The sequence below is a fragment of the Mesorhizobium sp. M6A.T.Ce.TU.016.01.1.1 genome (assembly GCF_003997065.1).
In the GTDB taxonomy this organism is placed as follows: Bacteria; Pseudomonadota; Alphaproteobacteria; order Rhizobiales; family Rhizobiaceae; genus Mesorhizobium; species Mesorhizobium mediterraneum.
In genome coordinates this window covers 261,249-284,024 of sequence record NZ_RZTJ01000005.1, presented here as the reverse complement: position 1 = coordinate 284,024, position 22,776 = coordinate 261,249, and the positions used below count along the sequence as shown (strand labels likewise).

Annotated in this window: 43 protein-coding genes and 2 tRNA genes; 26 read left to right on the top strand and 19 right to left on the bottom strand. The window is 62.5% G+C overall.

Going from position 1 to position 22,776, the window contains the following annotated elements; all coding sequences use genetic code 11:
* Window positions 1–37 precede the first annotated feature (37 nt).
* The 15 genes from EOC94_RS12780 to EOC94_RS12710 all read right to left on the bottom strand — a co-directional run bounded on the left by EOC94_RS12780 (window position 38) and on the right by EOC94_RS12710 (window position 6,340).
* Window positions 38–271, bottom strand: a complete 234-nt coding sequence (locus tag EOC94_RS12780) for a hypothetical protein (protein ID WP_127290825.1) — start codon at window positions 269–271, stop codon at window positions 38–40.
* Entirely contained in the window at window positions 268–735 is a 468-nt protein-coding gene (locus tag EOC94_RS12775) for a hypothetical protein (RefSeq protein ID WP_127290823.1), read from the bottom strand. Before EOC94_RS12775 ends, EOC94_RS12780 begins: the two co-directional genes overlap by 4 nt.
* Entirely contained in the window at window positions 732–932 is a 201-nt protein-coding gene (locus EOC94_RS12770; RefSeq protein ID WP_127290821.1) for a hypothetical protein, read from the bottom strand. Before EOC94_RS12770 ends, EOC94_RS12775 begins: the two co-directional genes overlap by 4 nt.
* Complete coding sequence (locus EOC94_RS12765; protein WP_127290819.1) at window positions 929–1,204, bottom strand: hypothetical protein; 276 nt, start codon at window positions 1,202–1,204, stop codon at window positions 929–931. Before EOC94_RS12765 ends, EOC94_RS12770 begins: the two co-directional genes overlap by 4 nt.
* Entirely contained in the window at window positions 1,201–2,439 is a 1,239-nt protein-coding gene (locus EOC94_RS12760) for an MT-A70 family methyltransferase (protein ID WP_127290817.1), read from the bottom strand. Before EOC94_RS12760 ends, EOC94_RS12765 begins: the two co-directional genes overlap by 4 nt.
* Window positions 2,439–2,708 (bottom strand): DUF2312 domain-containing protein, encoded by a 270-nt coding sequence (locus EOC94_RS35245; RefSeq protein WP_127291055.1) that lies wholly within the window; start codon window positions 2,706–2,708, stop codon window positions 2,439–2,441. The genes EOC94_RS12760 and EOC94_RS35245 overlap by 1 nt, the downstream gene beginning before the upstream one ends.
* A 230-nt stretch (window positions 2,709–2,938) precedes the next feature.
* On the bottom strand, window positions 2,939–3,529 hold the full coding sequence (locus EOC94_RS12750) for a hypothetical protein (protein ID WP_127290815.1): 591 nt from the start codon (window positions 3,527–3,529) through the stop codon (window positions 2,939–2,941).
* Complete coding sequence (locus EOC94_RS12745) at window positions 3,529–3,708, bottom strand: hypothetical protein (protein ID WP_127290813.1); 180 nt, start codon at window positions 3,706–3,708, stop codon at window positions 3,529–3,531. Before EOC94_RS12745 ends, EOC94_RS12750 begins: the two co-directional genes overlap by 1 nt.
* Window positions 3,705–4,175 (bottom strand): hypothetical protein, encoded by a 471-nt coding sequence (locus tag EOC94_RS12740; protein ID WP_127290811.1) that lies wholly within the window; start codon window positions 4,173–4,175, stop codon window positions 3,705–3,707. The genes EOC94_RS12745 and EOC94_RS12740 overlap by 4 nt, the downstream gene beginning before the upstream one ends.
* The gene (locus tag EOC94_RS12735; RefSeq protein WP_245465550.1) at window positions 4,175–4,534 is read right to left on the bottom strand and encodes a hypothetical protein; all 360 of its coding nucleotides are present in this window, start codon (window positions 4,532–4,534) and stop codon (window positions 4,175–4,177) included. Before EOC94_RS12735 ends, EOC94_RS12740 begins: the two co-directional genes overlap by 1 nt.
* The gene (locus EOC94_RS12730; protein ID WP_127290809.1) at window positions 4,531–4,851 is read right to left on the bottom strand and encodes a hypothetical protein; all 321 of its coding nucleotides are present in this window, start codon (window positions 4,849–4,851) and stop codon (window positions 4,531–4,533) included. Before EOC94_RS12730 ends, EOC94_RS12735 begins: the two co-directional genes overlap by 4 nt.
* Window positions 4,851–5,114 (bottom strand): hypothetical protein, encoded by a 264-nt coding sequence (locus EOC94_RS12725; RefSeq protein ID WP_127290807.1) that lies wholly within the window; start codon window positions 5,112–5,114, stop codon window positions 4,851–4,853. The genes EOC94_RS12730 and EOC94_RS12725 overlap by 1 nt, the downstream gene beginning before the upstream one ends.
* Before the next feature lie 14 nt (window positions 5,115–5,128).
* Entirely contained in the window at window positions 5,129–5,620 is a 492-nt protein-coding gene (locus EOC94_RS12720) for a phage regulatory CII family protein (RefSeq protein WP_127290805.1), read from the bottom strand.
* 127 nt (window positions 5,621–5,747) lie between these two features.
* Entirely contained in the window at window positions 5,748–6,098 is a 351-nt protein-coding gene (locus EOC94_RS12715) for a hypothetical protein (protein WP_127290803.1), read from the bottom strand.
* On the bottom strand, window positions 6,095–6,340 hold the full coding sequence (locus EOC94_RS12710; protein WP_127290801.1) for a YdaS family helix-turn-helix protein: 246 nt from the start codon (window positions 6,338–6,340) through the stop codon (window positions 6,095–6,097). The genes EOC94_RS12715 and EOC94_RS12710 overlap by 4 nt, the downstream gene beginning before the upstream one ends.
* A 73-nt stretch (window positions 6,341–6,413) precedes the next feature.
* Between EOC94_RS12710 and EOC94_RS12705 the strand changes: the two genes are divergently transcribed.
* From EOC94_RS12705 to EOC94_RS12585, 24 genes are all read left to right on the top strand, one after another.
* Window positions 6,414–6,752: a helix-turn-helix domain-containing protein gene (locus EOC94_RS12705; protein WP_127290799.1), complete on the top strand. Its 339-nt coding sequence runs from the start codon at window positions 6,414–6,416 to the stop codon at window positions 6,750–6,752.
* 115 nt (window positions 6,753–6,867) lie between these two features.
* Window positions 6,868–7,329, top strand: a complete 462-nt coding sequence (locus EOC94_RS12700) for a hypothetical protein (protein WP_127290797.1) — start codon at window positions 6,868–6,870, stop codon at window positions 7,327–7,329.
* Between the two features lie 139 nt (window positions 7,330–7,468).
* Window positions 7,469–7,660, top strand: coding sequence for a hypothetical protein (locus tag EOC94_RS12695; RefSeq protein WP_127290795.1), 192 nt, complete (start codon window positions 7,469–7,471; stop codon window positions 7,658–7,660).
* The gene (locus tag EOC94_RS12690; protein WP_127290793.1) at window positions 7,657–7,845 is read left to right on the top strand and encodes a hypothetical protein; all 189 of its coding nucleotides are present in this window, start codon (window positions 7,657–7,659) and stop codon (window positions 7,843–7,845) included. The genes EOC94_RS12695 and EOC94_RS12690 overlap by 4 nt, the downstream gene beginning before the upstream one ends.
* A 105-nt stretch (window positions 7,846–7,950) precedes the next feature.
* Window positions 7,951–8,199, top strand: a complete 249-nt coding sequence (locus tag EOC94_RS12685; protein ID WP_127290791.1) for a hypothetical protein — start codon at window positions 7,951–7,953, stop codon at window positions 8,197–8,199.
* Window positions 8,200–8,258: 59 nt separating this feature from the next.
* Entirely contained in the window at window positions 8,259–8,453 is a 195-nt protein-coding gene (locus EOC94_RS12680; RefSeq protein WP_245465549.1) for a hypothetical protein, read from the top strand.
* Window positions 8,453–8,806, top strand: coding sequence for a hypothetical protein (locus EOC94_RS12675; protein WP_127290787.1), 354 nt, complete (start codon window positions 8,453–8,455; stop codon window positions 8,804–8,806). Before EOC94_RS12680 ends, EOC94_RS12675 begins: the two co-directional genes overlap by 1 nt.
* Entirely contained in the window at window positions 8,806–9,012 is a 207-nt protein-coding gene (locus EOC94_RS12670; protein WP_127290785.1) for a hypothetical protein, read from the top strand. The genes EOC94_RS12675 and EOC94_RS12670 overlap by 1 nt, the downstream gene beginning before the upstream one ends.
* Window positions 9,005–9,526 carry a hypothetical protein gene (locus EOC94_RS12665; RefSeq protein WP_127290783.1) on the top strand — a complete coding sequence of 174 codons (522 nt, stop codon included), beginning with the start codon at window positions 9,005–9,007 and terminating at the stop codon, window positions 9,524–9,526. Before EOC94_RS12670 ends, EOC94_RS12665 begins: the two co-directional genes overlap by 8 nt.
* Window positions 9,516–9,932 (top strand): hypothetical protein, encoded by a 417-nt coding sequence (locus EOC94_RS12660; RefSeq protein WP_127290781.1) that lies wholly within the window; start codon window positions 9,516–9,518, stop codon window positions 9,930–9,932. The genes EOC94_RS12665 and EOC94_RS12660 overlap by 11 nt, the downstream gene beginning before the upstream one ends.
* Window positions 9,929–10,123 carry a hypothetical protein gene (locus EOC94_RS12655; protein WP_127290779.1) on the top strand — a complete coding sequence of 65 codons (195 nt, stop codon included), beginning with the start codon at window positions 9,929–9,931 and terminating at the stop codon, window positions 10,121–10,123. The genes EOC94_RS12660 and EOC94_RS12655 overlap by 4 nt, the downstream gene beginning before the upstream one ends.
* Window positions 10,120–10,425 (top strand): hypothetical protein, encoded by a 306-nt coding sequence (locus EOC94_RS12650; RefSeq protein WP_127290778.1) that lies wholly within the window; start codon window positions 10,120–10,122, stop codon window positions 10,423–10,425. The genes EOC94_RS12655 and EOC94_RS12650 overlap by 4 nt, the downstream gene beginning before the upstream one ends.
* A complete protein-coding gene (locus EOC94_RS12645; protein WP_127290776.1) occupies window positions 10,422–10,628 on the top strand; it encodes a hypothetical protein in 207 nt (68 codons plus the stop codon). Before EOC94_RS12650 ends, EOC94_RS12645 begins: the two co-directional genes overlap by 4 nt.
* Window positions 10,625–11,539, top strand: a complete 915-nt coding sequence (locus EOC94_RS12640; RefSeq protein WP_127290774.1) for an NADAR family protein — start codon at window positions 10,625–10,627, stop codon at window positions 11,537–11,539. The genes EOC94_RS12645 and EOC94_RS12640 overlap by 4 nt, the downstream gene beginning before the upstream one ends.
* Entirely contained in the window at window positions 11,532–12,779 is a 1,248-nt protein-coding gene (locus tag EOC94_RS12635) for a phage Gp37/Gp68 family protein (protein WP_127290772.1), read from the top strand. Before EOC94_RS12640 ends, EOC94_RS12635 begins: the two co-directional genes overlap by 8 nt.
* Window positions 12,779–13,132 (top strand): hypothetical protein, encoded by a 354-nt coding sequence (locus tag EOC94_RS12630; protein WP_127290770.1) that lies wholly within the window; start codon window positions 12,779–12,781, stop codon window positions 13,130–13,132. The genes EOC94_RS12635 and EOC94_RS12630 overlap by 1 nt, the downstream gene beginning before the upstream one ends.
* The gene (locus tag EOC94_RS12625) at window positions 13,129–13,557 is read left to right on the top strand and encodes a hypothetical protein (RefSeq protein ID WP_127290768.1); all 429 of its coding nucleotides are present in this window, start codon (window positions 13,129–13,131) and stop codon (window positions 13,555–13,557) included. The genes EOC94_RS12630 and EOC94_RS12625 overlap by 4 nt, the downstream gene beginning before the upstream one ends.
* The gene (locus EOC94_RS12620) at window positions 13,554–13,757 is read left to right on the top strand and encodes a hypothetical protein (RefSeq protein WP_127290766.1); all 204 of its coding nucleotides are present in this window, start codon (window positions 13,554–13,556) and stop codon (window positions 13,755–13,757) included. Before EOC94_RS12625 ends, EOC94_RS12620 begins: the two co-directional genes overlap by 4 nt.
* On the top strand, window positions 13,754–14,209 hold the full coding sequence (locus tag EOC94_RS12615) for an ASCH domain-containing protein (RefSeq protein WP_127290764.1): 456 nt from the start codon (window positions 13,754–13,756) through the stop codon (window positions 14,207–14,209). Before EOC94_RS12620 ends, EOC94_RS12615 begins: the two co-directional genes overlap by 4 nt.
* Window positions 14,206–14,616 carry a DUF4326 domain-containing protein gene (locus tag EOC94_RS12610; protein ID WP_127290762.1) on the top strand — a complete coding sequence of 137 codons (411 nt, stop codon included), beginning with the start codon at window positions 14,206–14,208 and terminating at the stop codon, window positions 14,614–14,616. The genes EOC94_RS12615 and EOC94_RS12610 overlap by 4 nt, the downstream gene beginning before the upstream one ends.
* Window positions 14,613–16,151, top strand: coding sequence for a hypothetical protein (locus EOC94_RS12605; protein WP_127290760.1), 1,539 nt, complete (start codon window positions 14,613–14,615; stop codon window positions 16,149–16,151). The genes EOC94_RS12610 and EOC94_RS12605 overlap by 4 nt, the downstream gene beginning before the upstream one ends.
* A gap of 11 nt (window positions 16,152–16,162) precedes the next feature.
* On the top strand, window positions 16,163–16,465 hold the full coding sequence (locus tag EOC94_RS12600) for a hypothetical protein (protein ID WP_127290758.1): 303 nt from the start codon (window positions 16,163–16,165) through the stop codon (window positions 16,463–16,465).
* Window positions 16,419–17,051, top strand: a complete 633-nt coding sequence (locus EOC94_RS12595) for a hypothetical protein (protein ID WP_185928218.1) — start codon at window positions 16,419–16,421, stop codon at window positions 17,049–17,051. Before EOC94_RS12600 ends, EOC94_RS12595 begins: the two co-directional genes overlap by 47 nt.
* A gap of 178 nt (window positions 17,052–17,229) precedes the next feature.
* Window positions 17,230–18,291, top strand: coding sequence for a site-specific integrase (locus EOC94_RS12585; protein WP_185928217.1), 1,062 nt, complete (start codon window positions 17,230–17,232; stop codon window positions 18,289–18,291).
* A gap of 99 nt (window positions 18,292–18,390) precedes the next feature.
* On the opposite strand, the gene EOC94_RS12580 is transcribed toward EOC94_RS12585, so the two are convergent.
* Window positions 18,391–18,466: transfer RNA gene (locus tag EOC94_RS12580), tRNA-Val, on the bottom strand.
* A 216-nt stretch (window positions 18,467–18,682) separates the two neighbouring features.
* On the opposite strand from EOC94_RS12580, the gene EOC94_RS12575 reads away from it, so the two are divergent.
* Together EOC94_RS12575 and EOC94_RS12570 are read left to right on the top strand one after the other, a co-directional pair.
* Window positions 18,683–18,759: transfer RNA gene (locus EOC94_RS12575), tRNA-Asp, on the top strand.
* Window positions 18,760–18,950: 191 nt separating this feature from the next.
* A complete protein-coding gene (locus tag EOC94_RS12570) occupies window positions 18,951–19,736 on the top strand; it encodes an ion transporter (RefSeq protein WP_127290750.1) in 786 nt (261 codons plus the stop codon).
* A 294-nt stretch (window positions 19,737–20,030) separates the two neighbouring features.
* Here EOC94_RS12570 and rbsK read toward each other — a convergent pair whose 3' ends face one another.
* From rbsK to ugpC, 3 genes are read right to left on the bottom strand one after another with little or no spacing between them, the layout of a single operon-like run.
* Window positions 20,031–20,957 carry a ribokinase gene (rbsK, locus tag EOC94_RS12565; RefSeq protein ID WP_126106855.1) on the bottom strand — a complete coding sequence of 309 codons (927 nt, stop codon included), beginning with the start codon at window positions 20,955–20,957 and terminating at the stop codon, window positions 20,031–20,033.
* Between the two features lie 4 nt (window positions 20,958–20,961).
* The gene (locus EOC94_RS12560; RefSeq protein ID WP_127290748.1) at window positions 20,962–21,414 is read right to left on the bottom strand and encodes an RbsD/FucU family protein; all 453 of its coding nucleotides are present in this window, start codon (window positions 21,412–21,414) and stop codon (window positions 20,962–20,964) included.
* A 36-nt stretch (window positions 21,415–21,450) separates the two neighbouring features.
* A complete protein-coding gene (ugpC, locus tag EOC94_RS12555; protein WP_127290746.1) occupies window positions 21,451–22,509 on the bottom strand; it encodes a sn-glycerol-3-phosphate ABC transporter ATP-binding protein UgpC in 1,059 nt (352 codons plus the stop codon).
* Between the last annotated feature and the right edge of the window lie 267 nt (window positions 22,510–22,776).

Sequence of the window (22,776 nt, the reverse complement as noted above, 5' to 3'; positions counted from 1 at the left end):
CGGCAATCGCCGATGATTTCTTCGCGGTGTATTGCGCTCATGCCGATTCCTCGACACGCGAGAGGTCAACGAAATAGCCGGCCTGGGTGACGCGCAGGCGGCGGCGCTCCATGTAGAACTCGACCAGCTCGGCCGCCTGCAGCTTGTTCCAGGTCGAGCGCATGACCGGCGCACGCTCGCATGCAGCAACAAGCACCTGGTTGCGGTCGAAGACGCCGTCGCCATTGCGGTTGCGCAGCCATTTGAGTGCGGAGAGGCAAGACGGGCTCATGCCGGCACCGCCAGTTCAGCCGCCATATCGCGCGCGGCGCGCAGGATCTCGCGCGCGGTACCCAGCGGGCGAAGTAGCTTTGGCGTGCCTTCATGGTCCGAATGCCAGTCAGTGAAGTGGCAGCGAACGAGATTTTCCAGCGCCGACCAGGCGCACTCCTCGTCCCATTCCGGTTCGTAGTAACCGCTGGTTTCGCCGACCATTATGGTGCCTTTGCGGGGATGGTCGGGTGGGATCATCCAGATCCAGCCACCGCCGTCGCGCGCTGGCCATTTGATCTCGAACTGGCGGACGCACTCACCGTGCACCGACCGGCCACGCTCCCAGTGCTTGCGGTCCATGATCACGCTGCCGCCGATGTAGTTGCCGTCGCGTGCGGCGCGGAACTGCTTGCGCATGTCTCCGAGCAGCGGCAGCAGCGGCGCGGCGCGCTTAGACAGTTTTTTGAGCGTGCGCAGGTTCATGCCGGCACCGCCTTCTCAGCCGCTGCGGCCTTCTGGACCCGATCGAGATCACGGCCGATCATTGCGTGTTGAATGCGCAATGCGGCGAGGTGCGCTGACAGCTCATCCGACGGGATTTCATCCGCCCGCTTCAGCAGGCGGCGCAATTCAAGCGCATCGGCGCGTGCGAAGGCTAGATGTCTCTCAAATTCGCTCATGCCTGCACCGCCTTGCCGGCGAGAGCGTTGTCGATCTCGATCAGCGTCTCGCCGCTTAGTTTTGTGAAGGTGCCGTATTCGCGACGCACCTGCCGAAGCAGAGCCGCGAAATCGGATTGCGCGTTGATCGCGGCCACAGCTGCAAAGGCAAGCTCCGCATGCTGTTCGCAGTAGAAACCGCCAATAGCCTTGCCGCTCGAATCGATCAGAAGCGTCGTCTGCTTCGACGTGGCGCGAACCGGTTGCAGCGGGAGGCTGAATCGCGCCGTCATGCCGGCACCGCCTTACGCGCCGGACCGCTGGGTTTTGGCGCCCCGGCTTCATCCGAAGGTGCGGGGCCGACCTTGCTGTCATGCTCGGCGTCATCTCGCTCTGCACGGGATCCCGATGCCTCAAACCCCCAATGATCCCAGCCAGGCCGGGGCGAGCGGCAGAACATCTCCAGTCGCGCCACGCCGGGAAACAGCCGCTCGATCGTCTCGGCATAGAAATCAGGCTTGGTGGAATGCTTGCCCTTGCGTTCGCGGTGCACGGTCTCCGGCTGCGAGCCGGGCAGCGGTGCGGCGACTTCGCCGCGGCGGCCGATCAGCAGGATTTCGTGACGGTCGCGGCCCCAATAGCCGGTGCCGGCGACTTCCTTGTCCCAGACCCAGTGATGCACATAGGTGAAGCCGAGCGCTTCCAGCAGGCGCAGGGCGTCCAGCAGCATCGGGTTAGTCGCCCAGCAGAAGAACACCGCATTTTCGGTGAACGGATCGAGCTCGCGAAACAGCGCGATGATCTCGTCGGTCGTCATAGTCGGATAGTGGTTTTCGGCGCTCTTCTCGCGGCCTGTCACTTCCGAGCGGACGGCGTATTTCCACGGCGGATCGGCATAGCCGACAGGATACTGGCGCTGCAGCTTGCCCGGCGCGGTGGCACGGCCGGTTTCCCGCACCATGTCCATATGCGCCAGGCGCACCGCGTGACTGACCTTCTGCTTTTCGGCGCGGATGATCTTGGCGCCCTTCAGGAACTCGCTGACGTTTTCACGATCCGGCACAAAGGCGGTCTTGATCGCCTTGCGCGAAGGCTGGCGAACGCCATCCTTGCCCTCGACCTCGTCATGGTGGGGAATTTCCCCACCATCGACCATGCGGGTGCGAACCGAAGCCACCGTCTTATGATCGACGCCGAGCATGCCGGCGATCGCTCGCGACGAGATCGACGGCGTGTCGCGCAGCTGGTCGGCAATCACCGCCTGCTTCTGCGCTGTGGTCAGGTGCCTGCGGGCGAAGTTCAGTTCACGCGACAGCGTCCGCTTGTCGACCTCGTTAAGCCCCTTGCGCACGAAGCGAGGCCAGTCGACCAGGCCGAGGCTTTCGCATATCTCGACGCGATGATGCCCGTCGATGATCTCGCCGGCCTCGTCATATTCGACCGGCACCAACACGCCATGCGCGATGATCGAGCGTTCGAGTGACTCGAATTCTTCCGGTGAAAGGCGCGGCAGGAGCTGGTATTTCATCACACCATCCCCAGCGCAGCCTTATAGAGATCGAGGATGGCTTCCTCTTCCTGCCGCTCCGCCTGGTCCTTTTTGCGCAGCCGAATGATCGACCGCATCGCCTTGGTGTCGAAGCCGGTGCCCTTGGCCTCGGCGAACACTTCCTTGATGTCGTCGGCGATATTCTTTTTCTCTTCCTCGAGCCGCTCGATGCGCTCGACAAAGGCGCGCAGCTGGCCGGCCGCGACGGTTTGTGCCGCGCTTTCGCCGGTCTCGTCAGCGTCGAACATCTCTTTGGTCGGATCTTCGTCCTTGCCACCCTTGACCACCTTCAGGGCGGCCTTCACGACGCTCATGGGGATTTCGCCGGTGGATTGCCCGTCCGACGACCGGATCGAGATCGTCGGTTCGGAATCACCCTTGGCCCGACGGGTCACCTCGGGCGGTAGCTGCTCTGGCTTCGCCTTGCCTTTCGGCTTGCCGTCTTTTTTTGGAACGCGCGGATTGTAGGGATCGTAAGTCACGCATCCTCCTCGACCGCAGCGACGGCGCGGTTCCACAAGGTTTGGGGAATCCGGGCCAACCACCCCTTGGCTTGCAGCCATTCCCTCGTGCCGGCCTCGCCATCGCATGCGATGCGATTAGCGAGATCGTCCACGACATCTTCGGGGTTGCCTTCGACCTGGTCGGGCAATGTCAGGCACTCTTCGCAGACGACCTCGTCGCCGATGGCCTGAGCGCCGTTTTCGGGATGGCATTCATATCCGCAACGGCTGCAGCAATGACCGAGGTTGGCGCGGATCCAGTCGGCAGGATTGACGCTGTCGGTATTGCGCCCGTCCCATGCCGGAACGCGTTGGACATTCAAGGCGAAGCCATACTCCTCCTCGTCGTCATAGCCGCGATCGTCGAGCCATATTTTGATCGCATCTTGGGCATTGTTGGCCGCGACGTGCATCCAGTCGAATTCGCCTGGCGTGCCGACGACGAAGGCTTGCAGAGGAGCCGCTGCCGTTACGTCGAGTGCTGGCGCGGCGGCAAGAACCGGAATTGGCAGAGCCGCGGCGAGCACGCCCGCTGATGCGCTCTTTAGAAACTGGCGCCGGTCCATCAGACGCCCCCGATCCGCTCGTCGGCCTTCAGCCGCTCACGCACGCGCTCGCCGAGGTATTCGACGTCATTGGCGAGGCTGCACGCCTGGCTGTCGTCGTCTTCGCCGCGCATGATCTTGGCGAGGAAGTCTAGCGTCACAGAAGCCAGCGCCAGCCGGTCTTTCAGCGGCAGGTTCATTGCTCAGAGCCCTCGCCGATGACGCGATAGGTTGCAGGCGCGCCCATCTTGCCTTTGCGCAGGGTCTCCAGCAGGCCCGCATCGATCAGCGTTTTGGCCAGCCGGCCGGTCGACGCATGGTCGCAGCCGATGTCTTCAGCGAGCAGCGTCTGGAAGCGCTGGACCTTGCCATTCTCGTCGGCATGGACGCGAAGCGCGCACCAGAGCTTCGCAGCCATCAGCGAGAGGTGATGGGACTTGCTGAACGTGACCGCATCGAACGCCGCCGCGTCGAAAGTAGCCAGCTTAGGCGCGTTTGGCCGAGCATCGAGGATGCTGTCGAAATGCCGCTGCACGAAGGCTGTAACGCTGATGCCGGCCTTGCGCGCCGCCGCCTCGATCTTGGTGCTTGTCGCTCGATCGCATCGGACCGAATACCGGTAGACGGCATCGGCGCGCTCGGCTTCCCTAAAGCTCAGCCCGCCCATCAAAACCCCCTCGGCGGCACGAACAGGCAAATGGTCTTGCCGTCATTGGCGCCGGCGACAGAGCACCAGTGGAACTTGCCGTCTGGGCTCCGCCTGATCTTCGGATCGGACATGTTGATCAGTTCGCCGGTGCGGCGAATTTCATAGCCGCGCGCGCCCTCGACGATGTCGGCGTCTGGCACCTCGCGGCAGTCGTAGCCGGAGCAGCAGGAGAACGGATAAGCCCAGCCTTGCAGCTTGGCGGCAGTTGGCTTTGCATCGTGCGGCCACGCGTCGGTGGCGCAGATCGCGACAATGCCAAGCGCCATGCCGCCTATGGCAAGGCCAACTGCGCAGGCGGCCGGAAGGGAATGGATCATGCTTTCGCCCCTGTTTTGCGCCAGGCTTTAAGGATTTGTTCGATGGTCGCCTCGGCCACGCCCGTCGCTTTCGAGATCGCGGCGACGTCACCATGACCGGCGCAGGCGAAAACCAGCGTCACCTGGCGGTCCAGCTCGGCATCGTCGACGGGCGCGGCGCGCTCCTGGCCGATGCGCGCGGCAAACGCCGCATCGAACAGCAGCTTGGCCAGCCCGGTCGGCGACAGGCCCTGCTCGCGGGCGCGCTTGGCCACCGCTTCATAGACCTTCGGCGACACCTGGATGGCGAACTGCTTGCGCTCGGCCGGCTCGAACATCAGGCCAGCCTTTCCAGCACGCGCGGCGCAGCACGCTCGGCTCCGGTGCCGCGCCCTTCGGTCAGGCGGCGGTGAAATCGGCAGTAACAGCGACCGGGAGCGCCCGGCAGCCAGTCGGCCTCGGACACTTCAGCGGCGCAGAAGCGCGTGGCGATTCCTTCGCCGCGCAGCGGAAAGCGACATTGATGGCTGCCCAGGTCGACCATCAGCCTCCCGATCGCATTGCCGCCGGGCGCCTGTGGCGGATCGATGCCTTGCAACATGTCGGCAACGGTCCTCATGCCGCACCGCTGCTGACGACTGAGAGCCCGCCGGCGGCGCGGGCAGACGCCACCACCTTGCGATACTCGGACAGCGCATCGACCAGGGCGGCCAGCGAACGGTCGATCCGCCCACTTTCAGACGGGGTTAGCTTGCCGTCGGCGAAGGCCATGGCGCCTTCGGTCATCAGTTCGCCCATCCGAACAACCGCGTCGGCATGGACCGCCATCAGCGACCCATTGGCGGCAACCGCCTCGACGTCCGCCAAACGGCGACCGCGAACGGCGACGATCGCCTCGCTCATGTCGAAGCGGCCGGATTCCTCTTCCAGCGCGAAGATCGCCGGCAGTTCCATCAGTTCCGGGCTGTCGAGATTGTTCCAGCGGCCGACCACGCTTTTGGAATAGGAGCAGACTTCCGCGGCGCGCTCGATGCCGCCGGCGGCCGCGATCAGGTCGCGCTGCTTGGCCTTGAGCAGGAAGTGTCGGGCATTGGCATGTGGCACCATGGCTTGTCCTCGCGGCAATAAGGTTTCCCGCGCCGGGAAATCCCGGCGCTGTTTCCCGTGGCGGGAAAGGTTTTTCAGGTTCAGTGTGCGGGCGTCAGTTCAACTCAAGGCCCGTCAGATGATGCATTCATGGTCCGCCCCGAAATCGGTTGGCCGCCTTGCGGGCAAAGCCCGGCAGGTCGGCAAGGTCGCCAATGTCTTGCGCCCCGCGCGCCAGCAGCGGCGACAGGCCGATGGCCTCGCCGGCAGATGCGATCAGGGCAGCGACGATGTCGCGCTCGGGTCGGCCCTCATGGGCGGCGACCAGCGACAGGATGAAGGCCGAGGCTTCGGAAAGTGCGACCGCGCCGGCCGTGGAGGAGTGATCGGCCGGCGCGGCAGGCTCTGCGCAACGATGATCGGCTTGGGAGGCCTGCGCAGTGGGGAAACGAGGAACCAGACGGCCCCTGAATTCGCTTCTGTCGGGTGCACCGCTCATGCGCTGGCCTCCTCGACCGGATACAGATCAGGCCGCAGCACCTGGCGCGGCACGCCGGAGGCGCGCTCGATCGGGATCGCCATTTCGGCGGGGATCATGCCGCGCAGCTTCCATGTCGAAACATGGCTGCGGCTCTTGCCGAGCAGTTCGCCGAGCTTGGCTTCGCCGCCGACGCGATCGCAAGCAGCGTTGAGCGCCGCCCGCCGTTCCGCCTTGATTCGCTCTTTGGGGTCTTGATTCATGGCGCGCACTCATACAAATGTAGGCAAGCCTGTCAATACCATTGTAGGCAATGTACCGAGTACATTCGTAGACATGAGTACTTTTGGCGATCGAGTGAGGGCGGAGCGCACGGCGCAGGGCCTGAGCTATCAGGAACTGGCCGACAGGGTCACCAAGGCCACCGGCATCAGCTGTCCGCGTGTCACCATCGAGAAGATCGAGGACCGCTCGAGCGAAATGTCGAAGTGGTCGACCGGTATCGCCGCGGCGCTAAAGGTCGATCACGACTGGCTGTTGACCGGCAAGGGCCAGAAGCAGGTGCTTGCCAGCGTCGACAAGCGCCTGAAGCGCTTGAAGCCGGACGCCTTCGAACGCCTGCATCGTCAGATCAACGCGCTGATCGACGACGAGGAACGTTCGCAGACGCACTGACGAATCGTTAACCGATCCGTCGGGAAGTTATCCACAGCCCCCTGAACGTGATTTGCATTTCAACCCCTCCGTGTTCTTAACCATTGCGTAAAGAATAGGCAGGGGTGAATAGCAAATGAGCGGAGTGCGTGACAACAGTGGTGTTGAGAAGACATCCAGCACTTTATTTACTGATGCTCGTATTAAAGCCGATCACGAGCTGCTGGCCGTTCGCGCAGCTGTTCATCCCGACGGAAACGAAGCAAAACTGACGCTGCACACAAGTCACGGCAGCGTGACCGTGACCGTGCAGCATGAACAGCTGGCGGCAATCCACGCCGAGATCCAGGCCGCCGCCGCGCTGATGCTATATCGCCAAGCGATGCAGGCTGACGAGGGCATGACGGCCTTCGAGGATGCTTTCCGCGCCGCGCTGATGCCGGCGGACTGTTCCGTCTCGATCGACCGCCAGACTTCCGACCGCTTGTTCATGCTGCAGTTCATCGACCGCTTGCCGCTGGCCATCCGCATGACGCCGGAGCAGGTCGCCGAAGCGCTTGAACAGCTCGGCATCGTCTCGCGCCTCTCCGCCAACTGACCTTCCCGCCTACGAAGCCCGCATCGATTCGCCGCCGCCGCCGGTTAGCTCATCCCGACTGATTTACTGTCTACATTTGTATTGACTGCGCCTACAAGTGTATGCCAATGATCTCCCGAGAAAAACGGGAGTGCGACAAATGTCGAAGCAGCCCAAGCCGTGCCCCTTCGCCCATCCGATCAATGTCGGCTCGGCGATCGAGCCGATAAACAACCATTTTCATGGCGTCTGCCACGACTGCGGCGCCGAAGGCCCGCAAGCCGAAACGTTCGCCGAAGCCCTGAAGGCCTGGAACGCACGCCGCAGCGGCGACGGGCACGGCAAGCAATGAACACCGCGCATAATCCCGCCGAAATGCTGATCGCCGCTGCCGCCATCTCGCCCGAGATCGAGGCCTGGATTTCACTGCAGCTGAAGGCCGGACGCAGGCCTTCCGAGATACTCGGCCTGATTGGCGGCACCAACGTCATCCCCTTCAAGCGCAAATCACCAGCTGAGGAAAACCGAAATGCTTGACAGCATCTGCTATTGCCTTGCCGACGACGTGCGCATCCATATCGCGCTGTCTTCGTCGTTCATGTTCGCGCTCACCTTCTGCAGCCTCGCCTTTGGTGTGCGGCCATGAACGCGAGGCTCAGCCAGATCCCACGCCGCTTCGTTCCGGTGGCGCCGCCAAAACTCTCGCGGGTGAGCGTGCCGCCGCACGGCAGCGTGCAGCTGATCTGCGCGCGCTGGCCGGATTGCCAGTGCGGCGACGACTGCATCGACATCTTGCCGGCGCGTTCACCGGCCGTTCGTCGGATCCTCGTCGCGATGCTGATCGCCGTCGCGCTGATCGGCGCCGGCCTGTTCTATGCGGGGCTGCGCTGATGGAACTAAGTGAGAAGCAGTCTCTAGCGCTCGCGGCCGCGCACCAGGCGGCTGAAGCCGTGGCCGAACTCCTCCGCTATGCCCGCGAGGGCGAATGGATCGACTCCGAATTCCATCCCGATATCGAACCGCTGGAAAAGCTTTGCGACGCCGCCAAGCTGACGGCCGAGATCCTTTCCGATGATCCCGACCCTGACGGCGACCGCAACCAACTCGCGGGTGCCCTCGAAAAGTTCCTATCGGGGTGGGCGTAATGGGCCTGCGGAAAGAAACCCTGGGCTACCCGAGCCGGACCGATGCCGTCCTGGCGCTCCGCAGGCTGGGCGTCTCGACATCAGAGATCGCGGCGCGCATCGGGATTAAGACAACGACAGTCTCAGCGCTCGAGCATTCGGCCGGCCGCGCCAAGCGCGCTCCGCGCCCAGTTGAGGAGCTGTGCCGTACGGTTCTCTTCCCTGTCGAAATCCTCGATGCGCTCGGCCCCCACGCGGCTAAGCGGAACATGCACCCGAACCGGCTGGCCCGTCTCCTCGTCGAAACCGTCGTCGACGAAAAGATGATCGATGCCGTCCTCGACGACGCCGACGATCTGGAGGGTTGGGCGTGATGGCGAACGGTATGCGCCCCTGTTTTCTGTCGACCGGTCAGGAACGCGTGTTCGAGATGCTGGTCGGATATGCCCGCTGCGGCATCTCATCATGCGGCGAAGATCATGCCCGTTTTGCTTTGGAAGGTTTGGTCCCGCTCACGCACGACATCAGCGCGATCATGCGCTGCGCCAAGGCCGATCTGGAGGTAACCCTCCATGACTGAGCGGACCGATCTGCACAACCTCCCTGACGCTCTTACCCGCCTCGCAGACCTACACACGGCGATGGCCGTCGAGCTCGCCGAAATCTGCAAAGAGCTCGGCTGCACGACAAAGCCGGGTGTCGCCCTGCGCTTCGTCAAGGAGTTGCGCCGTGATCTCGGCCGCGCCCACGAGCGGCATGGCGAGCTTCTGCACTCGTGGGACCAGGCCACTCCGACGGAGCGGCAAGAACTGGATCGCCTACGCCGTGGTTGGGGACCCTCAACCCCCACAGAACGGATGGCACGCAGAACTGACCTTCGCGAGGCCATGTCCGTCGTCGAGCGGGCGATGGACGCTGTCGCGCCTGATAGCAAGGCTGACGAGGATCTGACCGTCGATCACTTCCAGTCGGCCTACGAAAAGCTATCCGAGAGACATAGGGCAATCATCGCACTCCTTCATGCGATCCCTGCTTTGCAGGCTCCTGATTTGCCAGATCCCGCGCGGCCGGAGGAGGTGCAGCATGGCAATTGACCGCGCGCTCGCTGCCCAAGCTTACCACCTCAGCAAAAAAGGGCTGAAGGGCAAGGCCATCGGCGAGACGCTGAAGGTCACGACCGCCGAGGCGAACACGCTGGCCGGCTATCGCCTTACCGAGAGCGAACGGCTCGGCCTGCGGCTGCTGGCCGAAGAACACCGGTGGCGTCTTGATCGGGGCGACATCTCCAGTCCGAAGAGCCATCACATTTCGGCGCGAGCGCGCAAGGGTGCCGGCTGGTTCAACGCCATGGCGTCGAAGAGGCTGTTCACGCGACGCTGGTCGGACAAGGAAAAGAGGGACCTTCACGGCCTAGGCTTCGTCGACCTGGCTGGCAATGGGCATGTCTGGCTGACCGCCGCCGGCTGGGCGTTCGTGCTCGCTACAGAGGTGTCGCCATGAAGCTGCCCAAACCGGCCGTGCGAACATTGCGAGACAGGCCTAGCCAGCCCAGCCCAACGCTCGTCGCGGCGTTGAAGGCTGCCTCGCACGCGCTGCGCTCTTATCAGTACGGCAACAGCGCCACGGATCTCGCCCAGTCTACCGCGGACTTCTGCGATGAGGCCCTCAAGTCGGTCGGAGAAGCGCCATGAGCGACGCACCACGCAATCTCGACGAGAAGCTCGTATTCGCCGTCTCCCCTGCCGGGCAGGGCGACGGCGTTCCAATGCTCCTAGTTGGCGTCCCTAGTGGCGCATGGGAGTACATGAAGGACGGCAAAACACATCACTTCGACCTGACCAAGGCCGGGTTGCCAATAAAGCTGATGTTCTTCGGCGCCGAGAGCCACGCCGCGGCGATGAAAGTCATCGACGACGCCATGAAGGCGAGCAGGTCCGCCTATCTCGACGAGCGCCGCACCGACTTCGCCATCAAGCCGCGGGCGAAGTCATGAGCATGGAACAGGTCCGCAAAAACTACGGCGTCCCTGCCAAACGCGGCGGGCGCGTCGAATACACAGGCGAAGGCAAGCCCGAACTTGGAACGATCTGCAGCGCCAGCAATGGTCGCCTGAATATCCGCCTCGATCGCTTCAAGCAACCGATGCCGTTCCACCCAACTTGGGAGTTGCGCTACTTCGATGAGGTACTTTCATGAATGAAGATCAAATCAAGAAGATGGTTGACCGCTTCCTGACGTGGCGGTTGCCGGATGACTTCAACCCGGACGCGGGCATCAGTTTCGAGAAGACCTTCAACGAGCACACCGCGTTTCCGAGGAAGCATGAGCCGGTCGGGACTAATCTGTTCGATGCGACACAGGCCACGGCGATGGTGCGGCACATGGTTGAGGGGCTTCCCGCTGTTTCCGACAAGAGCACGACAGAGGCGTTGGACCGCGGCATCGCCCTTGTCGAAGCCTTCCTCCGCTACTTCAACCCGAACGACCTGCCAGAGGACCAGTCGCAGCAATGGCAGCAGCTTGAACATTGGGCAAAGTCCGCCGACATCGGCGCTGGATCAGGGCTGGGAACGACCGACATCGAATGCCACAAGTCGGACACGCCAGATCGGGTCTGCTTCTACGAACAGGACTTCTATGTCCTATCGAACTTTTCCTCATTCAGCATCATGTGGGAGTGGACGCCACGGGAGGGCGATGTTCGCTTTGACACGTCTGAGGCGGTTTACCACTTCCTGAAATTCAAGCCGACGATTCCGTCCGGCGAACAACGGAATTTGATGCGCTGCATTCGGTATGCGCCATCGGCTCACGAAGCCTTCAAAATTGCCGAACGACACAAGCATCTTCGCCGTCCCGATTGGGATGACGTGAAGGTCGACATCATGCGCGACATCCTCCGCGCGAAAGCCGAGCAGCACGAGTACGTGCGCCGCAAGCTGCTCGCCACCGGCGACCGCGAATTGGTCGAGGACAGCTGGCGCGACGACTTTTGGGGCTGGGGCCCGAACCGCGACGGCAAGAACATGCTCGGCAAGCTTTGGATGGGAATCCGCGCAGAGCTTCGCGCCGCCCAAATTTCGTCCGGAGGAGTGGACCATGGCTGACAAATCCGCCATCGAATGGACCGACGCGACGTGGAATCCCATCGTCGGCTGTTCCATCCTGACGGCTGGCTGCACGCATTGCTATGCCATGGGCATGGCCGCTCGCATCGAGGCGATGACGGCTGCGCAGCAGGCGAAGGGCCAGACTGGCGCACCGCACTACAACGGCACCACGCGCAAGGTGAACGGCAAGCCCGTCTGGACCGGCAAGCTGGCCATGGCGCCGGACCATATCCTGACCGAGCCGCTGACGTGGAAAAAGCCGCGCCGCATCTTCGTCAACTCCATGGGCGACCTGTTCCACGAGGACGTGCCCGACGAATGGATCGACAAGGTCTTCGCCGTCATGGCGCTGGCCCCGCAGCACACCTTCCAGGTGCTGACCAAGCGCGCAAGGCGCATGCGGGAGTACGTGAACGGAATGCGTTCTTCGGTCCCATTTCTCGGCAGGATGCCCCTTGAGCGCATCCACCTCGAAGCGTCCGGCCACATGGAAGGCGATGGCGGCTTCATGGACACGCTGAAACGCCATGGCAACGTCTACAGCCTGTATTGTTCCGTGCCCTGGCCCCTGCCGAACGTCTGGCTTGGCGTCTCCGCCGAGCGCCAGCAGGAAGCCGACCAGCGCATCCCCGAGCTGCTGGCGACGCCGGCGGCGGTGCGCTTCGTTTCCGCCGAGCCGCTGCTCAGGCCGATCGATTTCGGCAAGATCATTCGAGCCGCCACCTTCGCGGGAAAGATCCATCCGGACGGCAAGACGCATCCGATCGGATGGATCATCGTCGGCGGCGAGAGCGGTCCAAGCGCGCGGCCGATGCATCCCGCGTGGGCGCGCTCGATCCGCGATCAATGCCAGGCCGCCGGCGTGCCGTTCTTCTTCAAGCAATGGGGCGCGTGGAAACCGACGGGCTCGGTCGACGGATATTGGAACGGGCCGGACAAAAACAGGCGCGAGTTCCCTAACTCGGAAGGCATTTCGATGCTGGGAGACGGTCGCATCTGTTGCCGAGACTTCACCGTCGCCGAACACGCGCGCCGCATGCGAGAGCGGATCGCCTCTTCTGCGCGAGCGATCGAAGTCGACCACAACGCTCTGGAAGCTTTCCATCGGTCAAACGATGAGGAGACCCGGCAAGACGACAATCCGCTCGAATATCAGTGGATGTATTGCGTCGGCAAGAAAGCCGCCGGCCGGCTGCTTGACGGCATCGAGCACAACGACATGCCGGAGGCGCGCTGATGTCGAACCCCATCCTGCTAGTGACCAATGCCGGCCACGGCGAAACGCCGGTTCCGTCCGAAGCGCTGTTGAAACCGGGCGATGTCTTGAACATCCACAACTCAGAGGATGACACGCAGCGCCCGGCAAAATGCGTAGCCGTCGCGCCGACCGGCGTGCCTGTCGAATACGCCATCGCCGATCAGACCGGTGTTGCTCGGCCTCTGATGATCAGCAAGCCGAAGCACCGCGAGCCGCTTTACGTCCTCGAGTGGGAAGGCCGGCAGTTTTTGGTCACCCACGCGAAAATCCGCAAAGGCCTTGACCGGGCAGAGAAGGCAGGACTCAACGCAGTGCCGGAGGCGCGCCGATGAGCACCGAAAATCCGACGGTCAATCGCTACTTTGCCGACAAGCACATCGACCGCATCGACCACGCGCTTGGTCGGCCGGTATGGCCGCTGCGCGAGACATACCGGAATCACTTCGCCACCGACGCCAATGGCGAAAAGGCGGCGGAATTCGACGCCTCTCCGCATTGGACTAAAATTGGCCAGCGTGACGACATGGCCTTCTACAGCGTGACGGACCAGGGCCGTGCGGCGCTGGCTGACCACATCGCGTGCCAGCCAGATGCATGGCAGCCCTTCCTGATCAGCTTTGATGGCTTCACCCGCATCGTGCCGGAGCGGACGCGGTCCAAGGCGAAATATGCCTATTACCTCATTGTCAGCGACGCGTGGTCCGAGCTGACCTTCGGCGAGTTCTGCAAGCGCGCGAGCGTGCGGAGGGCAGCATGATCGAAAAGCTCGCCGGCCAGCAGCAGATCGTCTGCGAATGCGGCGCCAGCCAGACGCGCACCTATCAGGCCGACGAGTTCGACGTGATGGTGTCCGACGCGCGACGCGAAGGCTTTGTCATCACCAAGGTCTCCGGCGAATGGCAGCACACCTGCGAGGATTGTTCGCGGCCGGCCCGGGCCCAGCGGAGGCTGCTGTGATCGATCTTCCCGAGTTCGCCCTCTCCGTCCGCCAGCCATGGCCATGGGCCATCCTCCATGGTGGCAAGGACATCGAAAACCGCGACTGGCCGACGAAGATCAGAGGGCTGGTCTGTCTGCATGCCTCGAAGGGGATGACGCGTGACGAGTATGAGGATTGCCTCGCCACCGTGCACCACATCAGCCTTTCCCATCCCTTCCCGCCCGGCCTGACCATGCCGGCGTTCGACGACCTCACCCGTGGCGGCATCGTCGGGACTGTGGAAATTGCCGGATGCGTAACCGACAGCGCCAGTCCGTGGTTCTTCGGGCGCTACGGCTTCGTGCTGCGCAATGCCGAGCCGCTCGACGAATTCATTCCGGTCAAAGGCGCGCTCGGCTTTTTTAGGTGGCGTGACAATCTCGCTGCGCCGAAACCCGCTGCAGCGCCGCGGCAGGGCAGCCTGATATGACCAAGCCAGTCCGCCTCCGCCTCTCCCGCGCCAAGGGTTTCGACTTGCAGGCGCATTCCCGGTCATTCAACGGCTTGGACGGCGTCAACGTGGCGCGGCCGTCGATCTTCGGCAACCCGTTCAAGGCCAGCGCAAAGCACGATCGCGCCTATGTCGTCCATCTCTTCAGCCATATGGCGTGCGGCTACACCTGCCTCATCCCGGATCCGTCGCCTCAAAAGCAGGATGCCGCACGCCTTTCGCTCTTCCGCAGCATTGGCAGCCTGACGGGTAAGAACCTCGCCTGCTGGTGCGCGCTCGACGGCAAGCCCTGCCACGCCGACGTCCTTCTCAACATCGCCAACGACCCCGAACAAGTCGCCAGCCGGCAGCGCTTCGCCGCCCGGTGCGAAGTGGTGAAGCCATGACTGAGGCACTGGACCCGAATGCGCTGGAATGCGCGATTGCCGCACACGATCGCATCCTTGCCCTGCCGGCAAGCCATGGCGACAAAATCCTGATCGCCGAAATCATCCGCGCCTATCTCGCCGCTCTCGGCTCACAGCCTGTTCCTGTGGCGGTGAAGGGGCTGCACTACCGGCCAATGGAATACGATGATTGGGGCATTATTCGCCATGGCGATAGTGACCGCATTTTCGCAGTCGTTCGCAGGCCTCTTTCCGAGGATGAGGCCGCTGAACACCGGAAAGCCGGAACAGACCCATTCGCTGAGTTGGCAAAAAGGCTAATCGCATCGTTCGCCCCTCCCTGGCGCCCCGGAACTGACTATTTTGGCGGAAAAGAGGATGCCATCGCAGCATGGAACCGCCGCGCCGCTCTCGGCACACAGCCTGTTCCTGTGGCGGTCACAGATGCGATGGTTCATGCCTACAAGTGCGCATTCGGCGAATATATGGACAAGTTCGCGCTCGGCCATATCACACCGCCAACGCCTGATGTCGGCTTCCATGCTGCCCACTACGCGCTCGGTGTTGCCCTCGCCCCTGCCCAGGCAATGCCGGGAGATATGACAGAGACGATAGCACTGATCCGAAAGCGCATGAACAGCGGCGAGTGCGACTTGCGCGATGTCGGCCGGATACTGACTGGCAGATGGGATCAAGACGTTCCGGCCGCAATTCTTGCCGCGGCTGCCGCAGTCGAAGACCTATCGGCACGGCTGGAGGCTGCCGCGCGGGCCAATAGCACTCGCCCCGACTATAACCTGACGTGTGAAGAATGCGGTCGCGCCCATATTCTCGACACCGTTATCCCAAGCGAAATCTGGAACCAGATTGCAGAGCCGCACAGCCTTCTTTGCACGCTCTGCATCGATAGGCGCATGCTTGCCAAGGGGCTGAAAGCCGAGTGTGAATTCTACTTCGCTGGCGGCGCCATGGAAAGCAAGTTGTACCCCGCGGCTGCCGCAACGCCTGTTCCTGTAGCGGTGAAGGGGCTGGAGTGGGAGGGTAACTACGCCAAGACACCATTCGGTGCCTACACAGTTTGCGAGAACACGGAAGAGCGGTGGGAATTCACGTTTCACAGTTACCCATATGGCGTCGCTGACGATACCACCTTCGACAAGGAAGGCGAGGCCAAAGCAGCCGCCCAAGCCGATTACGAAGCTCGCATCCGCGGCGCCATCGCCCCTGTGCAGGACGCTCTCAGGGTAGATGCCGAGAAGCTTTCGGCCATGACGGGCGAGGAACACACCGTCAAGTTCTTCGACATATGGAAGCCCATAGCAGAATACGACAGAGAGAAATGCCCTCTCGCCGCTGTGCTGGACTGGTTCACCTACCGAACCGACGAGACAAAAACGAACCACCCCGCCCGGTATGTCGCGAGCCTCAACGGCGAAACTAACACTTGGTTCGATGACGACGGCATGGAGTTGGACATTGATCCAACGCACTTCATGCCGCTCCCTACCCCTCCCAAGCCTTCCAACACCAGATGAGGAACGCCCCGATGACAACCCTGAATGCGATCGATCAACGCTGTGACTACTGCAAGTCCAATATGTTTCAGACTCCCAACCTCTGCGAGGATTGCCGGGAGAAAGGCCTCAATGAAGTTGGCCCTACCACCACCACCGCCGTTCTGTGCGCCCATGAGCCGATAGCTCACATCGTTGAAAAGCTGGATGGATCCAAGCGCACGGTGATGCTTGTCGAGAAATACGATCCGCGAAAGCTTAGCTTTTGGGAGAGCGAAGAAGCAAGGGATGAGCATCGCATCATCCCACTGTACCGCAAGTTTCATCATGAATAAGCAAAAGCTCATGTCGGCTCTTCAAGCCGAACTCAACCGGCAGTTCGAATACGGCGCGATCATGTTCCACCCGGATATGGGCGGTCAGCCGATGATCTCCTACCCGATAGGACACCCCGCGCCAAGGCCGGTCATCGATGTGGAGCGTTTGGCGGATGCTGGGCTTGGCGCGCTGGCCGAAGCCCATGCCCAGGCAGTGCCGGGAGATATGGTGCCCTTCGGCCTTGATGCCGAGAGCATTGAGGCTTTCAGGTTCAACAGCCTTAAGCCAGAAGAAATTGCCGGAGATGCGCTCACACAGGCAAAACGCATTGGAGAGTTGCTGCACTGGTTCGCCCGTTTGCAGCGCGGATCGGCCAACCCGAAATGGACCAGGGCGCACGCCATGGAGTTGGCGTATTACATCGCCACCACCGACGACCGCGCCCCTATCGATATCGCTCAAATTGAAAAGGATGCTTGGCTCAAGGGCGTAAAAGCAACGCACGACGAGCGCGGCATGATGCTTCGACTTGGCATGATCACAAAGGCCGAGTTTGACGCCGCCATAGCCGGTCAAGCCTCTCTCCCCGGGAGGCAGGAATGAGCCAGGCCGCCGAAGATGACACACCGATGCGCCTCCAGGAGGCCTGCGATTTGTTCTTCGGCGGCCGGGTCACGCCGAAGGGCCTCCGCGCCGAGGCCCGCAAGGGGAATTTGACAATCGAGCAGATTGCCAACAAGGATTTCGTCACGCCGTCCGCAATCAGGGAAATGCGACTCAAATGCCGCGTCGAAAAAGCCCGCCCCGCATCGTCCCAAGGCTCGACCGGGACGGGGTCAAGCGGCTCGTCATCCGCGACGGGTCCGTTTACAAGCGAACGGGATGCCTTGTTGGCGAAACTGATGTCGCGGCGGAAAAGCTCGCGGAATACATCGGGCAAAAAAAGCAAAAGCCCGTCGTCGTCGAACGTGGTCCCGATCACATCGCGTGCGCAGCAGCGCTAGATTATTACGTCACCGCCAAGCTGTCCCGCGACGAGGATACCGGCCCGCTAGAGGGCCGCGTCGCCTTCCTGACCATATTCTGGGGCGACAAGCCCTTGTCGGCGATCGACGGCGAAACCTGCCGCGAGTACGCCGAAAGCCGCATCCATCAAGCGGCTGCGCGCCGCGAACTGGAGGATCTTCGTGCCGCCGTCTACATGTTCTGCAAGGAGAAGCGGCTCAATTTCCGGCCGTATTTCGACCTGCCTGACAAGCCGGTCGCCCGTGAGCGCTGGCTTACCCGAAAGGAAGCCGCCGAGCTACTGCGCGGCGCGCTGCGCCTGCGGCGCGCCAGGCCAAAGACCTATGAATGCCTGCCGCGCTTCATCCTGATCGGCCTCTATACCGGCACCCGACACGCGGCCATCCTCGACCTCAACTGGAACCGCGGCCCCGCCGGCGGCTGGCCGGACCTCGATGCCGGCGTGCTCTACCGCAAAGGCGAGCGCGTGCGCGAGACGACCAAGCGCCGGCCGCCGATGCGGCTGCCGAGACGGTTGATCGCTCATCTAAAGCGGTGGAGGGCTAAAGACCACGGCAAAGGGCCGGTGATCCACGCCAAAGGCGGCGAGCCGATCGGCCTGATGCGCAAGTCGTTCGACGCGGCGCGCGTCGAGGCCAAGCTCGGCGAGGAGGTCACGCCACACATCATGCGCCACACGCGCGCGACCTGGTTGATGCAGCGCCGCGTGCCGATCTGGGATGCCGCCGGGTCGCTCGGCATGACCGTCAAGCAGATGGAATCGACCTACGGTCATCATCATCCCGACTTCCAGCAGGCTGCCGCCGATGCCTACTAGAGCGCCCCAAAATCGTCGTTTCTGGGCGCATAGCTGGGCGCACCGGCCGCAGTCCGCCTTCGAGCCAAGGCAGACCGCATTGATTTCATTGGTAAAAAGTGGTGGGCGATGACGGGCTCGAACCGCCGACATCTTCGGTGTAAACGAAGCGCTCTACCAACTGAGCTAATCGCCCGCTCCGGGCCGGACCTTTAAGCAGTTAGGGCAAGCTTCGCAAGGCCAAATGAGCGCACAATGCCCTTGCCGCTGATCGGATTCGGCAACAAAATCCTGCCTGTCAAAAAACCTTCTCCTGTTTGCTGTTATGCTGTCCTGCTCCGCTTGACACCCGGCGGCTTACCCCTTATCCACCGCCCCAACGACGAACACGGCTGACACGTGCTCGTCTTGCGCGGGTGTAGCTCAGTTGGTTAGAGTGCCGGCCTGTCACGCCGGAGGTCGCGGGTTCGAGCCCCGTCACTCGCGCCATTCTTTTTTGAATGGCTCAAGTCCTTTCGTACAAAAAGTTTCAACTTTCAGTTTCCTGAGAGTTTCAACTTTTTGTACTCGTTGCGTCACAAGCCGGCCATATGCGTTTGAGCATTGGATTTTCCCAGATCCGGTTCCCACTTTTGGGCCCGGTTCCCACTTTGGGTCGATGCTCTAACGGAGAAGAAGCCTTGGACGCCCTGAAATCGCTCATCGAATCGCACCGCTTCGACCTCGCGATCATGGTCCTGATCCTGATCAACGCCGTCACGCTCGGCCTCGAGACCTCGCCCGACGCGATTGCTGCTTTTGGCCCTCTCCTGACGGCCATCGACCGCGTAATCCTCAGCGTCTTCGTGCTCGAGCTCGCAATCCGGGTGATCGTCTACAGGACGCATTTCTTCCGCGATCCGTGGCGCATCTTCGACCTCCTCGTCGTCGGTTTCGCGCTTATCCCCGCGACCGGTTCGCTCTCCGTGCTGAGAGCGCTGCGCATCCTGCGGGTCCTGCGCCTGATCAGCATCGTTCCGTCGCTGCGCCGTGTGGTCACCGGCTTCATCACCGCCCTGCCCGGCATGGGCTCGATCATGCTGTTGCTCGGACTGGTGTTCTACGTCTTTGCGGTGATGGCGACGAAGCTCTACGGCTCGTCCTTTCCCGAGTTGTTCGGCGGCATACCGGAGTCGCTCTTCACGCTTTTCCAGGTCATGACTCTCGAAGGCTGGTCGGACGGCGTGGTACGCCCGGTCATGGAGGTCTATCCGACCGCCTGGCTGTTCTTCATCCCGTTCATCATCGCGACCTCGTTCACCGTGCTCAATCTGTTCATCGGCGTGATCGTTTCGGCGATGGAGGCCGAGCACGAGGCGGTAGAATCGGCCGACAGGGCAACGCTGCATAGCGATCAGGCCACCATCCTCGCGGAGATCCAGGCGCTGCGGGCAGAGGTCCGGGAATTGTCGGGCGTTCGCGGCTAACTAGCTACCGCAGACCCAGCAGCAATTTAGGCGGCTTTCAAACTCAGCCGTGAAAGAGCCTGCCGCTCCATTTGCGAAGCGGCAGGGTCCCCCAGACTACCCCCCAGACTGCCGGGGCAAGGTTGGCCCCGGTATTGTTGTCCATGCAATTGCGGCGCCAGACCCAGTGACCCATTACGGGACAACTATGCCAATGGCACAAGACAGGTTTGCTGATTCACATTAACTGTGGCTAATATGTCACCCTTGGTCGGAACGGAACAAAGTTGAGAGCGCCGGTGAGGCTGCGCGGCCTCAACCCTTAGCCAGCAACGCCTCGACCTCCTGCAACGTCGGCATCGACGGTGCGGTGCCGGGCCGGGTGACTGAAATTCCCGCGACGGCGCAAGCGAAGCGGACTGCTTGAAGCGGCTCCACCCCTCTCGCAAGTGCTGCGGCCAGGCCGCCGTTGAAGGCATCGCCCGCGCCGGTGGTCTCGACCACAGGGCCGGCGTTGACCACGGGAACATGGTCGGAACGGCTGGCCGTGTGCAGCAGCGCGCCTTTTTCGCCAAGCGTGATGATCACCGCACCGACGCCCTTGCCGAGCAGGCTTTCGGCGGCGCGGCGGGCATCGTCGAGGGAGGAAACCTTGATGCCGGTCAATTCCTCGGCTTCGGTCTCGTTGGGTGTGACATAATCGCAGAGCGTATAGATGCGCTCAGGCAGGCTCGCCGCCGGCGCCGGGTTGAGGATGGTCGTCACCCCTGCCCCGCGCGCGATCTCCAGCGCCCGCAGCGCCGCCTCGATCGGCTGCTCGAGCTGGGTGACGAAGACGCCGGCCGAGCGGATCAGGCCGGCGTTAGCCGCGATGTCGTCGGGCGAAATCAGCATGGCGGCACCGGGGCTGACGATGATGGCGTTGTTGCCGGTCGCCTCCTCGACGAAGATATAGGCCGCACCCGTATAACTCTGCGGCGTGTCGATGACGGCGCTCCTCACGCCGGCCTGCGCCCAGGTCTGCCTGGCCATATCGGCAAAGGGATCGACACCGAGGCGCGTCAAGAAGGTGACGTCGGCGCCAAGACGGCCGGCCGCAACCGCCTGGTTCGACCCCTTGCCGCCCGGGCCAAGCGTGAAGGATGTGCCAAGGATCGTCTCGCCCATGCGCGGCTGGCGGCTGGCGCGGTAGGCAGTGTCGGCGACGAAGACGCCCAATATGACGACAGGCTTGCCTGGCATCTCCCTACTCCGCGTTCGGCGGAACAACGCCCTTGCGGAACGCAAAACAGCCATAGAAGCGGCGCTCGCCGGTCTGGATGACGCAATAGGCCTTCTTGGCGCGTTCGTAGAAGGCGTAACGCTCGACCGAGATCATCGGCCATGGCTTGCCCTCGGCAGCGTCGATCTCCCTTTGCACTTCCTGTTGCACGGTGGGGATTTCGTCCGGCTTGCCGACGATCTCCATGCGGGCGGCCGCATCGTCGACGAAATTGTCCAACGGATAGAGCGACAGCACCGCCTTGACCGCGTCCGCCGCCGGCGCGTCGATGCGCAGCAATCGGCCAAGCACGGTCTGGCGCGCCACCGAATCGGAGGGGAAGTTGGTGTCGGCGATGATCAAATCGTCGCCATGGCCCATCGCCCGCAGCGCCTGGAGCACGTCGGCATTGAGCAGCGGATTGATCCCTTTGAGCATGGCATTCCTCCCGAACGGGCTTTTTTTGATGTGAAGTTAGAGACGACGGCCGGTCTCTGAGTCGAAGAGATGGACCTGGTCGAGCCGTGGTTTCAGGTGCAGCGTGTCGCCCGGCTTGAAGTCGTGGCGCTCACGGAACAGCGCCACCATCTCGCCTTCACCGAAACGCAGGAAGACCAGCGTTTCAGAACCGGTGGGCTCGACCACGGAAATCTTTGCCGGCACGCCGTCGGGTTGGATTTCGAGATGCTCGGGCCGCACGCCGTAAACGACGTTGCGACCATCCTCCACCTTACTGTTCGCGGCAATCGGGAACGGCGTCCCGGCAATCTCGACGACGGGCTTGTCGCCTTTGCGCACCACGCCCTTGAGCAGGTTCATCGACGGCGAGCCGATGAAGCCGGCGACGAACAGATTGGCCGGCCGGTCGAACAGTTCCAGCGGCGCGCCGACCTGCTCGATGCGGCCGTCGCGCATCACGACGATCTTGTCGGCCATGGTCATGGCCTCGATCTGGTCGTGCGTGACATAGATGGTGGTGGTCTTCAGCCGCTGGTGCAGTTCCTTGATCTCGGTGCGCATCTGCACGCGCAGCTTTGCGTCGAGGTTAGACAGCGGCTCGTCGAACAGGAATACCTGCGGGTTGCGCACGATGGCGCGGCCCATGGCGACACGCTGGCGCTGGCCGCCCGAGAGCTGGCGCGGATAGCGCTTGAGGTACGGATTGAGGTCGAGGATATCGGCTGCGCGCTTGACCCGCTCGGCGACCACCGCCGGGTCGGTCTTCCGCAGCTTCAGCGCAAAGGCCATGTTCTGCTCGACCGTTTTGTGCGGATAGAGCGCGTAATTCTGGAACACCATGGCGATGTCGCGCTTGGCCGGCGGCAGATGGTTGACGACGCGGTCGCCGATGGCGATCGTGCCGCCTGAAACGGTTTCCAGCCCCGCCACCATCCTGAGCAGCGTGGACTTGCCGCACCCTGAAGGACCGACCAGCACCACGAACTGCCCGTCGGCGATGTCGACGCTGACGTCGTGCAGGACCTTGACGGTTCCGAACGCCTTGGCCACATTGCTGATCGCGACTTGAGCCATGGGCCCCCCTTTCGTTGCGGTGAAGCTAAACAACGCAAACGGCTAGGGCAAGTCAGTCTTTTATAGATAAAAAACCCCATTCTCGTTGACACGGCACTTGGTTGTGAGAATAGTGAAAGGGCTCGGGTTATGACCCTGTTCCGGGCGCACCGGCACGCCAGTCCGGACCACGGAAATCGAAGCGTCGCGGGAGGAAACTTGGGCCGCTATTTCTAGGAGTCGCTGTTGTTGGGGAACACGTCCGGCGCTCCAAACGTCCGAAACAAT

What these genes read in the sequence shown, in the direction of transcription:
- EOC94_RS12780 (WP_127290825.1), bottom strand. Translation starts at nt 271, where the DNA reads ATGAGCCCGTCTTGCCTCTCCGCACTCAAATGGCTGCGCAACCGCAAT.
- EOC94_RS12775 (WP_127290823.1), bottom strand. Translation starts at nt 735, where the DNA reads ATGAACCTGCGCACGCTCAAAAAACTGTCTAAGCGCGCCGCGCCGCTG.
- EOC94_RS12770 (WP_127290821.1), bottom strand. Translation starts at nt 932, where the DNA reads ATGAGCGAATTTGAGAGACATCTAGCCTTCGCACGCGCCGATGCGCTT.
- EOC94_RS12765 (WP_127290819.1), bottom strand. Translation starts at nt 1,204, where the DNA reads ATGACGGCGCGATTCAGCCTCCCGCTGCAACCGGTTCGCGCCACGTCG.
- EOC94_RS12760 (WP_127290817.1), bottom strand. Translation starts at nt 2,439, where the DNA reads ATGAAATACCAGCTCCTGCCGCGCCTTTCACCGGAAGAATTCGAGTCA.
- EOC94_RS35245 (WP_127291055.1), bottom strand. Translation starts at nt 2,708, where the DNA reads ATGTTCGACGCTGACGAGACCGGCGAAAGCGCGGCACAAACCGTCGCG.
- EOC94_RS12750 (WP_127290815.1), bottom strand. Translation starts at nt 3,529, where the DNA reads ATGGACCGGCGCCAGTTTCTAAAGAGCGCATCAGCGGGCGTGCTCGCC.
- EOC94_RS12745 (WP_127290813.1), bottom strand. Translation starts at nt 3,708, where the DNA reads ATGAACCTGCCGCTGAAAGACCGGCTGGCGCTGGCTTCTGTGACGCTA.
- EOC94_RS12740 (WP_127290811.1), bottom strand. Translation starts at nt 4,175, where the DNA reads ATGGGCGGGCTGAGCTTTAGGGAAGCCGAGCGCGCCGATGCCGTCTAC.
- EOC94_RS12735 (WP_245465550.1), bottom strand. Translation starts at nt 4,534, where the DNA reads ATGATCCATTCCCTTCCGGCCGCCTGCGCAGTTGGCCTTGCCATAGGC.
- EOC94_RS12730 (WP_127290809.1), bottom strand. Translation starts at nt 4,851, where the DNA reads ATGTTCGAGCCGGCCGAGCGCAAGCAGTTCGCCATCCAGGTGTCGCCG.
- EOC94_RS12725 (WP_127290807.1), bottom strand. Translation starts at nt 5,114, where the DNA reads ATGTTGCAAGGCATCGATCCGCCACAGGCGCCCGGCGGCAATGCGATC.
- EOC94_RS12720 (WP_127290805.1), bottom strand. Translation starts at nt 5,620, where the DNA reads ATGGTGCCACATGCCAATGCCCGACACTTCCTGCTCAAGGCCAAGCAG.
- EOC94_RS12715 (WP_127290803.1), bottom strand. Translation starts at nt 6,098, where the DNA reads ATGAGCGGTGCACCCGACAGAAGCGAATTCAGGGGCCGTCTGGTTCCT.
- EOC94_RS12710 (WP_127290801.1), bottom strand. Translation starts at nt 6,340, where the DNA reads ATGAATCAAGACCCCAAAGAGCGAATCAAGGCGGAACGGCGGGCGGCG.
- EOC94_RS12705 (WP_127290799.1), top strand. Translation starts at nt 6,414, where the DNA reads ATGAGTACTTTTGGCGATCGAGTGAGGGCGGAGCGCACGGCGCAGGGC.
- EOC94_RS12700 (WP_127290797.1), top strand. Translation starts at nt 6,868, where the DNA reads ATGAGCGGAGTGCGTGACAACAGTGGTGTTGAGAAGACATCCAGCACT.
- EOC94_RS12695 (WP_127290795.1), top strand. Translation starts at nt 7,469, where the DNA reads ATGTCGAAGCAGCCCAAGCCGTGCCCCTTCGCCCATCCGATCAATGTC.
- EOC94_RS12690 (WP_127290793.1), top strand. Translation starts at nt 7,657, where the DNA reads ATGAACACCGCGCATAATCCCGCCGAAATGCTGATCGCCGCTGCCGCC.
- EOC94_RS12685 (WP_127290791.1), top strand. Translation starts at nt 7,951, where the DNA reads ATGAACGCGAGGCTCAGCCAGATCCCACGCCGCTTCGTTCCGGTGGCG.
- EOC94_RS12675 (WP_127290787.1), top strand. Translation starts at nt 8,453, where the DNA reads ATGGGCCTGCGGAAAGAAACCCTGGGCTACCCGAGCCGGACCGATGCC.
- EOC94_RS12670 (WP_127290785.1), top strand. Translation starts at nt 8,806, where the DNA reads ATGGCGAACGGTATGCGCCCCTGTTTTCTGTCGACCGGTCAGGAACGC.
- EOC94_RS12665 (WP_127290783.1), top strand. Translation starts at nt 9,005, where the DNA reads ATGACTGAGCGGACCGATCTGCACAACCTCCCTGACGCTCTTACCCGC.
- EOC94_RS12660 (WP_127290781.1), top strand. Translation starts at nt 9,516, where the DNA reads ATGGCAATTGACCGCGCGCTCGCTGCCCAAGCTTACCACCTCAGCAAA.
- EOC94_RS12655 (WP_127290779.1), top strand. Translation starts at nt 9,929, where the DNA reads ATGAAGCTGCCCAAACCGGCCGTGCGAACATTGCGAGACAGGCCTAGC.
- EOC94_RS12650 (WP_127290778.1), top strand. Translation starts at nt 10,120, where the DNA reads ATGAGCGACGCACCACGCAATCTCGACGAGAAGCTCGTATTCGCCGTC.
- EOC94_RS12645 (WP_127290776.1), top strand. Translation starts at nt 10,422, where the DNA reads ATGAGCATGGAACAGGTCCGCAAAAACTACGGCGTCCCTGCCAAACGC.
- EOC94_RS12640 (WP_127290774.1), top strand. Translation starts at nt 10,625, where the DNA reads ATGAATGAAGATCAAATCAAGAAGATGGTTGACCGCTTCCTGACGTGG.
- EOC94_RS12635 (WP_127290772.1), top strand. Translation starts at nt 11,532, where the DNA reads ATGGCTGACAAATCCGCCATCGAATGGACCGACGCGACGTGGAATCCC.
- EOC94_RS12630 (WP_127290770.1), top strand. Translation starts at nt 12,779, where the DNA reads ATGTCGAACCCCATCCTGCTAGTGACCAATGCCGGCCACGGCGAAACG.
- EOC94_RS12625 (WP_127290768.1), top strand. Translation starts at nt 13,129, where the DNA reads ATGAGCACCGAAAATCCGACGGTCAATCGCTACTTTGCCGACAAGCAC.
- EOC94_RS12620 (WP_127290766.1), top strand. Translation starts at nt 13,554, where the DNA reads ATGATCGAAAAGCTCGCCGGCCAGCAGCAGATCGTCTGCGAATGCGGC.
- EOC94_RS12610 (WP_127290762.1), top strand. Translation starts at nt 14,206, where the DNA reads ATGACCAAGCCAGTCCGCCTCCGCCTCTCCCGCGCCAAGGGTTTCGAC.
- EOC94_RS12605 (WP_127290760.1), top strand. Translation starts at nt 14,613, where the DNA reads ATGACTGAGGCACTGGACCCGAATGCGCTGGAATGCGCGATTGCCGCA.
- EOC94_RS12600 (WP_127290758.1), top strand. Translation starts at nt 16,163, where the DNA reads ATGACAACCCTGAATGCGATCGATCAACGCTGTGACTACTGCAAGTCC.
- EOC94_RS12595 (WP_185928218.1), top strand. Translation starts at nt 16,419, where the DNA reads ATGAGCATCGCATCATCCCACTGTACCGCAAGTTTCATCATGAATAAG.
- EOC94_RS12585 (WP_185928217.1), top strand. Translation starts at nt 17,230, where the DNA reads ATGCCGCGTCGAAAAAGCCCGCCCCGCATCGTCCCAAGGCTCGACCGG.
- rbsK (WP_126106855.1), bottom strand. Translation starts at nt 20,957, where the DNA reads ATGCCAGGCAAGCCTGTCGTCATATTGGGCGTCTTCGTCGCCGACACT.
- EOC94_RS12560 (WP_127290748.1), bottom strand. Translation starts at nt 21,414, where the DNA reads ATGCTCAAAGGGATCAATCCGCTGCTCAATGCCGACGTGCTCCAGGCG.
- ugpC (WP_127290746.1), bottom strand. Translation starts at nt 22,509, where the DNA reads ATGGCTCAAGTCGCGATCAGCAATGTGGCCAAGGCGTTCGGAACCGTC.